Source organism: Terribacillus saccharophilus, from assembly GCF_002272075.1.
Taxonomy (GTDB): Bacteria; Bacillota; Bacilli; order Bacillales; family Amphibacillaceae; genus Terribacillus; species Terribacillus saccharophilus_A.
Genome location: NZ_NPBJ01000021.1, coordinates 174088 through 189098, shown reverse-complemented (window position 1 = coordinate 189098; position 15011 = coordinate 174088). Strand labels below are relative to the sequence as shown.

General features: G+C 44.2%; 11 protein-coding genes. 4 read left to right on the top strand and 7 right to left on the bottom strand.

Going from position 1 to position 15011, the window contains the following annotated elements; all coding sequences use genetic code 11:
- Positions 1-60: 60 nt before the first annotated feature.
- Positions 61-1671, bottom strand: a complete 1611-nt coding sequence (locus CHH48_RS11185; protein ID WP_176466760.1) for an HsdM family class I SAM-dependent methyltransferase — start codon at positions 1669-1671, stop codon at positions 61-63.
- A 240-nt stretch (positions 1672-1911) separates the two neighbouring features.
- Between CHH48_RS11185 and pdxK the strand changes: the two genes are divergently transcribed.
- From pdxK to CHH48_RS11170, 3 genes are all read left to right on the top strand, one after another.
- Positions 1912-2721, top strand: coding sequence for a pyridoxine/pyridoxal/pyridoxamine kinase (gene pdxK / locus CHH48_RS11180; RefSeq protein ID WP_095219273.1), 810 nt, complete (start codon positions 1912-1914; stop codon positions 2719-2721).
- 67 nt (positions 2722-2788) lie between these two features.
- Positions 2789-4678 (top strand): ABC-F family ATP-binding cassette domain-containing protein, encoded by a 1890-nt coding sequence (locus CHH48_RS11175; protein WP_095219274.1) that lies wholly within the window; start codon positions 2789-2791, stop codon positions 4676-4678.
- 444 nt (positions 4679-5122) lie between these two features.
- Entirely contained in the window at positions 5123-6361 is a 1239-nt protein-coding gene (locus CHH48_RS11170; protein ID WP_095219275.1) for an aminopeptidase, read from the top strand.
- A 45-nt stretch (positions 6362-6406) separates the two neighbouring features.
- On the opposite strand, the gene recQ is transcribed toward CHH48_RS11170, so the two are convergent.
- The 3 genes from recQ to CHH48_RS11155 all read right to left on the bottom strand — a co-directional run bounded on the left by recQ (position 6407) and on the right by CHH48_RS11155 (position 10279).
- Positions 6407-8527, bottom strand: a complete 2121-nt coding sequence (recQ, locus tag CHH48_RS11165) for a DNA helicase RecQ (RefSeq protein WP_095219276.1) — start codon at positions 8525-8527, stop codon at positions 6407-6409.
- 115 nt (positions 8528-8642) lie between these two features.
- Positions 8643-9974, bottom strand: coding sequence for a hemolysin family protein (locus tag CHH48_RS11160; protein WP_095219277.1), 1332 nt, complete (start codon positions 9972-9974; stop codon positions 8643-8645).
- A 125-nt stretch (positions 9975-10099) separates the two neighbouring features.
- The gene (locus CHH48_RS11155) at positions 10100-10279 is read right to left on the bottom strand and encodes an SE1832 family protein (protein WP_095219278.1); all 180 of its coding nucleotides are present in this window, start codon (positions 10277-10279) and stop codon (positions 10100-10102) included.
- A 63-nt stretch (positions 10280-10342) separates the two neighbouring features.
- On the opposite strand from CHH48_RS11155, the gene CHH48_RS11150 reads away from it, so the two are divergent.
- Positions 10343-11182: a GNAT family N-acetyltransferase gene (locus CHH48_RS11150; protein ID WP_095219279.1), complete on the top strand. Its 840-nt coding sequence runs from the start codon at positions 10343-10345 to the stop codon at positions 11180-11182.
- A 37-nt stretch (positions 11183-11219) separates the two neighbouring features.
- On the opposite strand, the gene CHH48_RS11145 is transcribed toward CHH48_RS11150, so the two are convergent.
- The 3 genes from CHH48_RS11145 to CHH48_RS11135 form a co-directional block, all read right to left on the bottom strand.
- Complete coding sequence (locus CHH48_RS11145) at positions 11220-12281, bottom strand: bifunctional 3-deoxy-7-phosphoheptulonate synthase/chorismate mutase (RefSeq protein WP_095219280.1); 1062 nt, start codon at positions 12279-12281, stop codon at positions 11220-11222.
- 318 nt (positions 12282-12599) lie between these two features.
- Complete coding sequence (locus tag CHH48_RS11140) at positions 12600-13808, bottom strand: MFS transporter (RefSeq protein WP_095219281.1); 1209 nt, start codon at positions 13806-13808, stop codon at positions 12600-12602.
- 11 nt (positions 13809-13819) lie between these two features.
- Entirely contained in the window at positions 13820-14914 is a 1095-nt protein-coding gene (locus CHH48_RS11135; protein ID WP_095219282.1) for an AI-2E family transporter, read from the bottom strand.
- Positions 14915-15011: the final 97 nt, after the last annotated feature.

Here is a 15011-nt window from a genome sequence, read left to right as displayed (position 1 = left end):
AGCGGAGTGTTCTGCCTAAGCGGCGCTCAAGAATAACATTCGGTTTTAAGCAATGGGAATTTAGTTATGTCCAGCCTCTTCCTCATATGGTTGTATCCAATCATGAAAGAATTCATTCAGCAGCTGATAATGATGTTCCAATTCCCGCTGATCTCCGTCATGTGTCGTTAAATATTCAATCCGTTCATATAGACTGCGTATTTCCTGTTTCTGTTCCTCCGAAAGTGCTTGTACATCCAGTACTAAAGATGAATTCAAATCCTTCGGCTCCAGTTTCTTCAGATCCTTACCGTATTCCTTATGGGGATTTGCCATCAGCTCCTGCGCTCTATCGCTGAGGAAGTAAGCCATGAAAAGGTCTGCATCCTCTTCATATTCCTCATAAAGATAAATGCCGATCAACTGGTCTAGATGGCGGACATTGGTTTTGTTTCGGACAAACTGTATATGCTTCCGGTTGAACACACTTACCAAAATAGGCGCTGCATCCAAAACAGGATACCGGTACCAAGGCTTGCGGGAGCGGATGAGATGACGCTGATCAACTCGATGGGCCTTTCCATCCTCCAGATACTGTACCAGTGCATGATTCTCTAATTGTTCATCATCTGCGTACAGCAAAAGCATTTGTTCGTCATTTTGCATGAGCTGCTTGTAATCAATGTACGTAAAAAAGGGATTCTTTAATTGAGCTGATTTAGAAATACAAGGCAGAAAATGCTGCTTGCCAATGTTCCACTGGCGCATCTTGCTATTGTTGAAGCAGAAATATTGATTTGATCCAGTTTTTATACCGTGTTTAGCAGCAGCAAAATGGTTGAGCGGCTGCACGTTTTTGAAGCGTTTTTGGTCTTCCTGGTAGAAATGCAATCTCCACTTATCAGCGGGAACCAAATCCTGCCGATGATGAATGATACCGAGAGGCTTGTTCCTATCCGATAACATATATGTTGCTGCCTGCTGAAGCTCTTCATTGGATTGCGTACGGATAAACTCAATCGTATCACTTCTATTTGACTTATCGAATAACAGCAGAGAGCTGGTCGTCGCCGCTCCTTTGAACCAACCCATTTGAATATCGGTGTTAATGATTAATTCCAGGCTGCTATCTTGCAGAAGATACTCTTTTATTTTCGTTCCATACCTGGCATTCAAGAAGTCTGACGGTACAATAAACGCAGCGCGTCCATTTTCATCTAATTGATGCAGAGCTTTCAGTATAAATAGACCGTACAAATTAGTATATGTAGAAAGCGAAACGCCCATATTCTGCCGGAATAAGTTTAAGTAGATCTCCTTTTCATCTTCGTTTCGGAAAGGAATATAAGGAGGGTTGCAAATAATGCCGTCATACGTTTTGTCCCAGCCATCCACAAGAAAATCATGTTTATACAACTGAATAGATGAATGGGATGAGAAAAAGTCCCTGTTAGCTTCCAGAATCTTTAAGTCTTCATCGTATGCATCAATATCATATGTAGTTGGTATATCTTGGACTAGCTTCCCCAGACCGACAGCAGGGTCAAGCAGCCGAGTGCCTTGGAGATTATGCAGCACCCATTGTTTCATTATGTCTGCAATATTATCGGGAGTGAAATACTGACCATAATGCCGACGGTGGAGCGCAGAACTCCTATTTAAATATGATTCTTCCAATCCATACTCTTCCAACAGGGAACACCTCCTAAAAAAATAGGTAAAAACAACTAGATTCATTGTATTACATATCCAACATAGTTTTCCAGTAAAAGGAGGGGATATTGACGAAAAACCTTATATAAAGCAGAATTCAGCCAAAGTTAACTCTTCTAATTTGCAGTTATGCTGGCTGGTTGATAGACATGGAGGAAAAGGAGTATAATACAACCAGTGATAAAAAATGACAGCATGTGTGCAAAAGGGGTAACGGACATGAAAAAAGCATTAACAATTGCAGGCTCAGATTCCTCTGGCGGAGCTGGTATCCAGGCGGATCTGAAGACGATGCAGGAATTTGGCGTATACGGAATGTCTGCTGTGACGACTATCGTAGCAATGGATCCTTTTAATAACTGGCATCATAATGTATTCCCAGTTGATGTGAATACAGTGAAAGAACAGCTGAACACGATTGTAGTAGGAGCTGGTGTTGATGCGGTGAAAACAGGAATGCTAGGTTCTCCAGAAATCATCGAATTGGCTGCAAATATGATCAAAGAAAACAACATCCCGAATGTAGTCATTGACCCGGTTATGGTATGTAAAGGTGCGGATGAAGAGTTGCAGCCGGAAAACACAGTTAGTCTACGGGAGAAACTGGTCCCGCTTGCGACTGTCATCACACCGAACTTGTTCGAAGCTGCTAAACTGGCCCAAATGCCATTGATTCATTCTGTGGAAGAAATGAAAGAAGCTGCGCAGAAAATTCATGCGCTTGGTGCAAAATATGTCCTTGTAAAAGGCGGCAGCAAGCTTGAAATAGATAAAGCGATTGACGTGCTTTATGACGGAGAAAGCTTCGAAATTCTTGAAAGTGAGAATGTCGATACGACTTATACGCACGGTGCTGGCTGTACAAGTTCTGCAGCTATTTGTGCACTGTTGGCTAACGGCAGCAGTGTGAAAGAAGCAATTTATGAAGCGAAGACATTCATTACAGAAGCGATTCGCGGAGGATTCCAGCTTAATCAATACGTAGGCCCTGTCAATCATGGTGCCAGAAAGACCATGCCACAGCAATAAGCAGGGATGGATAAGGAAAAAGCCGCCTGTACGGGCGGCTTTTTCCTTGTCCGGGAAGGAGGAGCACATGCGAATTTTTAGTGTAGAGAATCTTACAAAAACATATGGAGATAAACAGCTGTTTCAGGAAATTGAATTCCATATTGAAAGCCGAGATAGAATCGGTTTGGTAGGTGTCAATGGAACTGGTAAGTCGACATTGCTGAAGGTCCTGGCTGGTATCGAAAGTTCAGATAGCGGAAACATCGACCACAGCAAAACATTTCAGCTGGCTTATTTGGCTCAGGAGCCAGAACTAACTCCAGGTAAAACCGTGCTGGAGGAGGTTTTTAGCGGGACTAGTCCAATTCTGCAGACAATTCGTGCATATGAGGAAGCTCTCTCAAGCTTGGAGCAGGAGCCGGATAACGCTAAGACTCAAAATCGGCTGTTTACCCTTCAAGCTAAAATGGATGCAGAAGATGCATGGGATGCAAGTACTCAAGCGAAAACAATACTGACGAAGCTTGGGGTCGACTATTATACGGCTTCTGTCGATACTCTATCAGGCGGTCAGCGAAAGAGGGTAGCGCTGGCGAAGGCACTTATTCAGCCTGCTGATTTGTTGCTGCTGGATGAGCCGACAAACCATCTGGATAACGAGACAATTGAATGGCTTGAAGGCTATTTACCTAGCTACCCTGGAGCTATCATGCTCGTAACACATGATCGGTATTTTCTGAACCGGATAACGAGCCACATCTTTGAATTGGAGATGGGCAGTCTTTATCGATATGAAGGAAACTATGAAACATATTTGACGAAAAAAGCAGAGCGGAAAGCTCAGACGCTTCTGGATCAGGAGAAGCATCAAAATACATTGCGCCGGGAACTTGCGTGGCTGCACCGCGGAGCGAAAGCTCGGACAACCAAACAAAAAGCACGGATCCAGCGGGTAGAACAGATGAAAGAAACCAAATTCCAGACACAGGAAAACGAGTTGGATCTCCAGGTTGGAGCCGCCCGTTTAGGTAAGAAGGTGCTGGAGGCAAGAGACGTAACGGTTCAATTCGATGATAAACCCTTATTCAGTCACTTCGATTTCCTCTTCAAACCAGGTGATCGTATCGGTATTATCGGTCCGAATGGAAGCGGGAAGACATCTCTTTTGAATACACTTGCCGGCAGAGTACAGCCGACAGCAGGGGAAGTGGAGACTGGAGAGACTGTTAAGCTGGGGTATTATACACAGCTGCAGCAGGATATGGACCAGCAGCTGCGCATCATTGATTATATTAAGGAAGTAGCAGAGGTCATCCATACCGCTGATGGAAACATCATTACTGCAGAACAGATGCTGGAGCAATTCCTATTCCCGCGGAATCATCAATATACGTATATCCATCGTTTGTCTGGCGGAGAGAGAAAAAGACTGTATTTGCTGCGGGTCCTGATGCAGGAGCCGAATGTCTTATTTCTTGATGAACCGACCAATGACTTGGATACGGAAACATTAGGCATTCTTGAAGATTATCTGGATAGCTATCCGGGTGTCGTTATAACGGTTTCCCATGACCGGTATTTCCTTGACCGCGTAGTGGACCAGCTAATCCTTTTCGAAGGTGGAGGAGCGGTCTCAACGTTCTATGGCAACTATAGCGAGTACCGGGAAAAAGTTCAGGAACAACCGAAACTACAGCAGACAAAGCCAGAGCCAATTCAAGAGCGAAAAGAAAAGAAAAAACAGAAGCTATCCTACAAAGAACAGCAGGAATGGAATTCAATAGAAGATGAAATTGCTGATCTGGAAGAGCGACTGGAAGCATGTGCCGAAGGGATAACAGAGGCAGGCAGTAACAGTGAGCGTGTCCAGGAACTGTTTACCGAACAGCAGGAGCTGGAACAGCAACTGGAACAAAAGATGGAGCGTTGGGAAGACTTGTCCTTGCTAGTAGAAGAAATAGAAAAGCGGAGGTGACCGTCTAGAAACGGAGCGGTAAGTGAGAAAGCCCGGAGTGGGCGCTTTAACCCACGCAGGGATTTATTACTTACCGCTCCGTTTCTGGTCACCGCAGCTAGACAACAATAGAAAAGTGTAAGAAACCGTTTAGAAACGAAGCGGTAAGTAAGGGAGCCCGGAGTGAGGCGCTTTTCCTCGCACAGGGATTCATCGCTTATGCCCAGTTTCTGGTCTTTGAAGCTAGACAACAATAGAAAAGCGGAAAAGACTGGTTAGAAACGGAGGCTATAAGAGAGGGAGCCCGGAGTGGGTGTCCTTCCCCGCACAGGGATTCCTCGCTTATGCCGCAGTTTCTGGTCTTTGAAGCTAGACAACATCTGAGGCATATTTCGTGCCAATTTGCGCATACTTTACTAGAATGGAAGAATAGTCTGAATTCAAGGACGGGAAGGATTGATTCCAATGCCAGATAAGAAATTATTAGAAAAATATGCAGAGATCGCCTTACGTACAGGTGTAAATATTCAAAAGGATCAGCCACTACTTATCATGGCGCCGATTGATGGTGTGGAATTTGTCCGTTTGATTGCGAAGCGTGCTTATGAACTGGGCGCAAGTGAGGTACATATCAATTGGTCAGATGATACCCTGATGCTTTTGAAATATACGCATCAATCCGAGGAAGTGCTCACAGATATCCCTGATTGGCTTGTAGAGCAGCGTGCTTATTATATGAAAAAGGGTGCAGCACTTCTGCAGATCCGCTCCACTGACCCTGATCTTCTCAAAGATGTGGATGGAAACAAAGTAGCGCAAGCAACGAAAGCTACTGCGCAAGCATTGCAGCATCTTCGCCATTATACAATGAACGATATCGTTCCGTGGACGATTATAACTATTCCGACAGACGCCTGGGCACAGAAGATCTTCCCAGGGAAATCAGCCGAGGAAGCAACGAAGCTACTTTGGGACTCTATCTTCAAAATTGTCCGTGTTGATCAGGACGATCCGATTCAAGCGTGGAAAGAGCATAATGCTACGCTGCATAATGCCCGCGACGTTCTGAATGGTAAACGGTACAAAAAGCTTCACTTTAAATCTGAAGGGACCGATTTGAAGATTGGCTTACCAGAAGGTCATATTTGGAAAGGTGGTTCTTCTACTACCGAAAGCGGCACTGAATTCAATCCGAATATGCCAACTGAGGAAGTGTTCACGATGCCGCATAAATACGACGTTGATGGAACTGTTACAAGTAAAAAGCCATTAATTTATGATGGATATACGATCGATAACTTCACACTTACCTTCAAGGAAGGAAAGGTTGTTGATTATAAAGCCGAGGTAGGACAGGAGACATTGAAGCATTTGCTGGAAACAGATGAGGGAGCTTTGCGTCTTGGAGAAGTTGCATTGGTACCGCATGAATCTCCAATTTCTCAGTCTGGTCTCATCTTCTACAATACACTGTATGATGAAAATGCTTCGTGTCACGTTGCTTTAGGAAAAGCTTATCCGACTACACTGGAAGGCGGAGCTTCCATGAATGCGGAAGAGCTTGATAAGCATGGAGTTAACGACAGTCTGACACATACTGATTTCATGATCGGATCAGCAGATCTATCCATTGATGGTATTTTTGCAGATGACTCATCCGAGCCCGTTTTTCGTGACGGTAGCTGGGCAATTAAGTTCGACTAAATAAAAAAAACTGCATTACTGGACTGAACCAGTAATGCGGTTTTTTTATTGTTCTAAAATACCTTGGTGCACGAGTACAGCGCGGATAGCATGATAGTCGCACGCTACATCCATTTTTTCTTTGATTTCCCGAAGCTTTGGAAGTTCATCATGCTGCTTCAGTACATCCAGAACGGCTGTCTCCTGCTCTGCTGTGAAAAATTGCTGAAGATCGAGCGGTTCTCCATCAGCATAGGCTTTGAACAGATGATTGCTGACAGTCATCGGAGTCAAGCCCCGCTCTTTCGCTATTTCTTCCATGGAACTGCCTTTCTCAAACGCTTCAAAGCTAATTAGATGACTTGGAGTATCTTGCTTTTCCTCTAGTAATGGCTTTTGATCACGGTTAGGAACCGTTGCTGTCTGTTCATGCTGTTTTAGCACTTCAAGGAACTGCTCTCCATACTGATCCATCCGTCTTTCTCCGATACCTTTAATTCCAAGCATCTCACTTTGACTATGCGGAACGTATCGGCATAGCTCCTTCAGTGTTGCATCCGAAAAGATGACATAAGGAGGAAGCCCTTCTGCCTGAGCAATCTCCTTGCGTAATTCCCGTAATTCTTGGAATAATGCCTCATCATAGTCTGCTTCGGCTGTCTCAGTCGCTTTAGCAATCTGCATCATTACTTTCTTTTCGCCTTTGAGAATTTGGACAGCTTCATCTGTAAGTGTCAGAACAGGATATTTATCATCGGTTGGTGCAAGGATCATTTCGGCTGAAAGATAATGGATGAATTGTGTTATATCTTTTTCTGTTCGGTTTCTCATGATGCCGTACGTGGAAAGATTCTCGAGTCCGAATTGCTTGATTCGTTTGTCCTTGGATCCTTTAAGTACCTTTGCAACCAATACGGCACCGAAGCGCTCATCCATTCGTTTGACACAGGAAAGTACCATTTGCGCTTCTCGCGTCATATCTGTTTTTTCGAATTCATTCAGACAGTTGCTGCATCTGCCGCAATCCTCCGGTATATGAGGATCTTGAAAATAGTGAAGCATATACGTCTGCAAGCAGCTCTGCGTATGGCAGTAATTCATCATTTGCTGCAGCTTCTGATATTCCGCTTGTGTATCGGAAGATGAATTTTCAATTAGGAACTTCAGTAAATGTACGTCCTGTCCTGAGAAGAGCAAAACACAGTCACTCGGTTCTCCGTCACGACCTGCACGTCCCGCTTCCTGATAATAGGCTTCCATATTCATAGGCAAGGCATAGTGCAGTACATAACGCACGTTACTTTTGTCGATTCCCATTCCAAAAGCATTCGTTGCGATCATAACACTGACTTCATCTTGGATGAAGGAAGATTGTGCTGCCTGACGATCTGCCTCGCTCATACCAGCGTGGTATTTGGCTGTTTTGACTCCTTGCCGGTCCAGGAACAAGGAAAGCTGATCGACTAGCTTCCGAGTTGGTGCATAGATGATACCAGTATCCTGCTTGCGCTTTTGAATGAAATCCAGGATGTAGCGCTCTTTACCTGCTCCTTTCACTACTTGAAAGCGTAGATTATCACGAGCAAAGCCTGTGCGAGTCGTGAAGTCTTCTTGGATATCCAATAGTCTCTGTATATCGTCTGCTACCTGTGGCGTTGCAGTAGCGGTTAAAGCCATTACAGGAGGTGTCTCTGTCAGTTTTTCAAGTATGCTGGTAGCAGATCGATAGCTTGGACGAAAATCATGACCCCACTGGGAAATACAGTGAGCCTCATCAAAAGCTATCAAGCTTATCGAAATGCGGCGAACCATTTGCAGAAAACGAGTATTTTCCAGTCGTTCTGGTGCCACGTAAAGGAAGGTGAAGGCACCTTGTGCGGCTTGCTGCATCGTCCATTCCATTTCGGCAGCTTCCAGTGTGCTGTTTATATAAGCAGCAGGTATATCCATCGCCGTCAGCGCATCGACCTGATCCTTCATCAAGGAAATAAGCGGAGAGATGATCAGTGCAGTTCCTTGGCGCATTAATGCTGGCACTTGATAGCAGATGGATTTTCCTCCGCCAGTCGGCATGATGGCTAACGTATTTTCATTTTTCATCACATGCTCGATTACTTCGGCTTGCCCTCTTCGGAAAGTGTCATAGCCGTAATAATCCTTCAATATTTGCTGCGCTGTAGCTTCCACGTTCAAAATCCTTTCTTATTTCTCATTATGTACAGCATAACATGATTAGGTGCTTCATCGCTTTTTAGTCGGAAAAATAAGAAACTGCCTGTATTGGAACAGGCAGTTTCTTATTTTAAACAGTTGCCTCACTATGAGGGCGTTTCAATTCAATTTTGATTTTTTCCAGTCGATTATCCCGTACAGATTCTACAGTGAAGAGCATGTTTTCATATTCCACAACTGTATCGGCATCTTCATCTGGAATCGTTCCAATGCGGCTTAGAATGAAGCCGGCAATCGTATCGAAGTTCGGAACATCGATATCTGTGTCAAAGAAATCATTGAATTCATCGATCTGCAGGGAACCGCTCGCCATATACGTATTGTCATCGATACGGGTAAGTTCTCCTTCTATCTCATCGTATTCATCATCTATATCTCCGACAATTTCCTCAATCATGTCTTCCATTGTTACGATACCAGAGAAGCCGCCATACTCATCGATCAGGATAGCAAGATGATTATGTGTCTGCTGCAATTCTTTTAGAAGATCATCAATGTATTTTGTCTCAGGTACAAAATGTGCTTCGCGTAAAATCGCTTCGAGTCGGACTCCATCGAATCCATACTCCCGTACTGCTTTGAAATAATCCTTCATGTTCAATATACCAACGATTGTATCGCTGTCTGTCTGGTAGACTGGAATTCTGGAGTACTTCTGTTCCAGCAGAATATCTGCGAGCTCTTCTGCCGGGGTATCAATGCTCAGTGTGAATGTATCTGTCCGCGGTGTCATGATTTCGCGCGCTATCTTATCATCAAGGTCAAAAACCCCTTTGATCATGCCGAACTCATCCGCATTCAAGATACCTTCCTGCTGTCCAGTCTGAGCGAGAAGCTTAATCTCCTCCCTGGAGACCTTCTCAGCTTCTGCATCACTTCCTACACGAGTGATTTTTACAAGTACATTCGTGGAGAAGGAAAGGAATTTAACGAATGGCATTGCGATTTTACTGATAAATAGTATCGGTGTGACAGAGAATCTGGCAATCTTCTCCGCGTTTTGAAGGGCAACCCTTTTTGGGAACAATTCACCGAACACAAGTGTTACATAAGACAGCAAGATAGTGATGACCACAACGCTAATTTGCTGTGCGTAAGGGATATCTCCCAATACACCAGCGAATCGATTTGCAAGTCCGGTAGCAGCTGAGGCACTTGAGAAGAATCCTGCCAGCGTAATACCTACTTGGATCGTAGCGATAAACTTACTCGGATCAGCAATAAGCTTTTGCAGCAAGGCTGCTTTCTTATCGCCTTCATCTGCTTGCTGTGAAATGCGGTTCTTATTCAGTGAGACCAATGCAATTTCCGCTGCAGCAAAAAAAGCATTTAGTACTGTTAAAATACCAATCAATACGAGTTGGAGTAAAACTGGACTCCCAGGATCATCCGGACTATTCATGTATAAATTCTCTCCCTTAAAAAAATAAACGCAAAAAATGCGTTTTCATTATATCCATTATACGCTTTTTCTATGTGTAATCCAAATACAGTGCATGTATTGTAGTATATCCGGGAACTTGGGAATTATTCCAGTGTCCGGAGTTGCTGGCGAAGCGATTTTATCTCGATTTCCATCGCCTCAAGCTGTTTTTCCATGTGGGCTGCGCCTGCACCGCTTGATGCCAGTTTATCAGCGTCTGCCTGCACACTTGCATACGTCATTTTCAATTCAGCCAGTTTGGTTTCCAGCTCTTGTTTATTCATATCATCACCTCTACACTTAGAATAGAAAAGAAGAAGTCTAAACGTCAAGCGGGAGGGGAAAGAATGCATTTTATTCTGGAGCAGGATGTGAATAGGTTGCTTGTAAAGGCTGAATCAGTTTTATTGAAGCATGAAGCAGAGAATAACTTACTTTTGGGTTTGCTTGGCAGAATGGCTGGGGGAGAAGATATGGGATCGGTTTTTGGTTATGGAGAGGATCATGACAGCATTCGCACAGTCTTCTTGCATACCAAAGGGAATCGAATCATTCTTTCTCATGAAACAGTATGGACTGATGAAGAAGCAGCCGAGCTGGCTCAGCTCGTACAAACATTGACGCCCGATCTTCCAGGCGTCATCGGACCTGTGCAACAGGCCAATCAGTTTGCGCGTGCTTGGCAGCAGCTTTACGGAAAGCAAATTAAGGTCCATATGAATCAGTTCATTTATCAGCTCGATACAGTCAAAGATACAGGTGCTGCCAGAGGGGAGATGCGTGCAGCCAATAACGATGATTTTTCGCTGTTGCGTGACTGGCTCGTACGATTCGGAGAAGTTACTGGAGAACATATGACAGAGGATCGAGCGGGCACGGTTATCGGCAGGATGATTGCGCAAGAGCGGATGTATCTTTGGATGGTGGACGGAGATATCGTAAGTATGGCGGGGTGCTCGAGAGAAAGCCGGAATGGTATTGTCATTAACGCAGTTTTTACCCCGGAAGAACAGCAGCGAAAAGGGTATGCTCAAGGATTAGTAGCTGCACTTTCAGAGAAATTTCTTCATGAAGGAAAACAGTTCTGCTGCCTGTTCACAAATGCGGATAATCCTGGTCCCAACAAGCTATATCAGAAAATCGGCTATCGCCATGTGGCCGAAAGCTGCGCAATCGACTTTCAATAAAAAAGGACCGTCACTTTTTGTGACGGTCCTTTTGGTTTTAGATCTTGGCTTGGAAAGCAGCAAGTTCACTATAGAATTTATCGAATGCTGGAATATCCATTTGCTGACCTGCATCAGACAATGCAACAGCAGGATTCGGATGAACCTCAGCCATTACTCCATCTGCACCGACAGCCAATGCAGCTTTTGCACATGGAAGCATAATATCTTTTCGGCCAGTAGAGTGTGTTACGTCAACCATGACAGGAAGATGCGTTTCCTGTTTCAGAATCGGTACAGCCGAAATATCCAGTGTGTTCCGTGTTGCTGTTTCATATGTGCGGATACCGCGTTCACAAAGTATGATTTGACCATTACCTTCGGAGTGGATATATTCAGCCGCTGCAATGAATTCTGAAATTGTACCAGACAGTGCACGCTTAAGCAGAATAGGTTTGTTTGTGCGTCCTGCTTCTTTTAGTAATTCGAAGTTTTGTGCGTTACGTGCGCCGATTTGGATCACGTCGACAAAATCAAGTGCTTTCTCGATGTCATGCGGAGTTACGATTTCACTGATAACAGCCAAATCATATTCATCCGCTGCACGCTTCAGAATTTCCAAGCCTTCTACACCTAAGCCTTGGAAGTCATATGGTGAAGAACGGGGTTTGAAGGCACCGCCGCGAAGTAATTTAAGTCCTTTGTCTTTTAAGGATTCCGCTACCGCAGCCACTTGGTCATAGCTTTCCACAGAACATGGTCCAAAGACGAAGCTTGCTTTGCCAGTACCGACTTTTTCACCCTTCAAGTCGATAACTGTATCTTCGTTTTTATAAGCACGGGACACAAGCATTGGGCGCTTGCTTGCAGCTTCTTCTTCTTTCGTCTTAGCTTGCATAACAGCCTTGAAGATAGCGTCCATTGTGGATTCTCCAAGCACACCAGCTTCATTCTGTGCTTTCAGTTCTGCCAGAAGAAGCTTTTCAGACTGGCTGCGTTCACTTTCAGGAAGATCCTTCAGCTGCTGCTTAAGGCTTGCCTGTTCGTTCAACAATTTCAACAGCTCGAAATGTGTTTGTTCGTACTGTTTTTTCAGCTCCAAAACATTTGTAGTCTGCATAAGTAGATCCTCCTTTTAAGTATGGAATACCCTAAATCAGTCTTCAATAGCCCATTCAGGCGGAATCAGTTATCTTGCAAGCCTGAATTCCCGGTTCCCGGGGAAATCCCTTGCAAACCGCTGCCGCTCTGAAACAGGTTATGGAAGAGACACAGCATCAACATCGCTATTCGAAATAAATACAATGTTGAAAATATTATCCCTATACTACATGCTTTTATAAATAAATACAAATGAAAGCTCCAAAGTATGCAGAAAAAAGGACGATAGTACCTATTTACCCGCGTTTGCCGATTTATCTCATTTTTGTTGTATTCTTTATAATTTATTTACATTAAGTGCAGGCTGCCGATCTCTTCGACGCTTGATAACAAAATCGGTCAACGTGAACAAAAATACGAGCAAAAACAAGAAACTCGACATTTGGAAAAGGGTAGATGTCGAAACGAATTGATGCAGAAGGCCAAGGATAACAGCACTCAAGCCGATGCCAAAATCGATAGATGAATAGTACATCCCATTGGCTATGCCGCTTCTTTCGACATCTGTCTTAGAAATTGTCCACGCTTGCAAAGCGGGGATCATAGACCCATAACCGAGCCCGAACAAGGCACCGGAGACGATGAAGTACCAATTAGCTGATGCTACACTGAGTATCCACATGGCAAGGAAAGCAATAACGGAACAACCCATGATTAGAATCCAGGGTCCTTTGGAATCGAACAATCGGCCTGTAAATGGTCTGGAAACTGTTGCGCATAAAGCGTTGGCCAAATAGAAGAGGAATGTACCGGTAAGCTGCTGTTCCTGTCCAAAAAGAACAAGATAAGTGACGATGGAACCGTACCCGAATGACGTCAGGAATGTAATGAATACAGGATAGGCGCTTTTCTTTTCGATTAATGACTTGAAAAATGAAAATTTTGGCGGTTGGGCCTGGTTTCGTGCCAATGCTTCAGGTTCAGCATAACGTGTTAGTGCCAGGAATAGAAAAGCAATCATGCCAAGTATAATAGATACAAATATGAGCGTCCGAAAATTATAGGTCTGATAGAGGAAGATGCCGACACTTGGTGCAATGATCATACCGATTGTAATAGAGAGACCGAAATATCCCATGCCTTCTCCGACACGCCTTCTCGGTACAAGATCAACTGCTGCTGTTCCGTTTGTAGTGGTGCTCCATCCCCAAGCAGCCCCATGCAGAAAGCGGAAAATTAATAGAAGCGTAACGATTTGAGTGAAGGGATAAAGAATTGCACAGACGAGCAAAAGGAAAGAACCGATCAGTATCGGCGTTTTCCTTTTCTTCGTCAGCAGGAAATGACCAATGAATGGCCTGATTAAAATAGCGGCAATCGAGAATGCTGTTGTTACCAATCCAACCTGCAAGCTGCTGCCGCCAATGGAGGCGATATACGGCGGCAGATTCGGCAGCAGCATCTGGAAGCTCATAAAAGTGAACAAATTGCCCAGCAATAAGAAAATGAAGGCTTTTGTCCATAAGGGAGGCTGATTGTTTACCATATTGTGACCTCCTATTCTGCCTGAATCCCAGCAGCAGATTTTTTCTTCATCCTATAATCGACCCATTCATGGTAGAAGTGGGAGATGATAGTTTTGCACACCGCATAGAATGGGATGACGAACAGAAGACCGAGGAAACCGGCGATGTTTCCGGCTGCCAATATAAGCGTAATAACCGTCAGTGGATGTATACTCAGTGCTTTTCCCATGACATTTGGAGAAATCAGGTTTCCTTCAATCTGCTGTGCGATAAGCATGACGACTGCAGCTAAGATAGCTAGTTTTGGCTCCTGGAATAAAGCAACCAGAATAGCAGGTACAGCAGCTAGGTATGGTCCGAGAAACGGAATAACGTTAAAGACCAGCCCGATAATTGCGAGAGTAAAGGCATACTTGAGATCGATAATCGCATATCCGATAAATAGCATTGTGCCGACACACATCGCTACGATAAACTGGCCTTGGATGAAGGATGCTAGCGTATGGTTCAAATCCTCCATCAGCTTTTTCACACTTTCCCCTTTTCTCTTATCGAAAAATTTTGTTATAAATGGAATCAATTTTTCCCCGTCTTTAAGCATAAAGAATAAGAAAAAGGGTATCAAAACCAATGTGAACAGGAAGTTGACCAGGCTGGAGATGAATCCGATCAGATAACCTGGAATATCCTGCAGGCTGGATTGTAAGTTTGTTGCGAAATTTTGGATGGATTCCTCCACTTGATCTGGCAATGCAGAGTGATTCTCTTCCCAGTAGTCCACAATCGACGTTAGTTGATTCGTGATGCCCGGAATGTTATTTACCAATGCCTGATATTGGTTTTGTACGATTGGTGCAGCGAACTTGTAGACGAGATATACAAGACCAATCAGGAGCAGGAATATCGTTAGGATGGCTACCCATTTTGGGAAGCGGATCTTCTCCAGAAGCCGCACGAGCGGTTTAGTGATGTAGAATAGAAGGCCGGCCGCAATCATCGGGAATGCAATCGCTCCTATGTATGTAGCCAGAGGCTGGAAGATGAAATCGACTTTCGCAATCAACAGTATAAGTGTGAAAGTCAGAACAGCGGCCACAAGGCCTTGGAACCATTTTTTCTGAGTCAACTTAGATCAGTATCCTTTCCAATTATTGATATAGCCTAGCATAGCATAGCCAGGCTATGGCGTAACCCATTCCACAAGTATTTGTTAAATTTCCAGC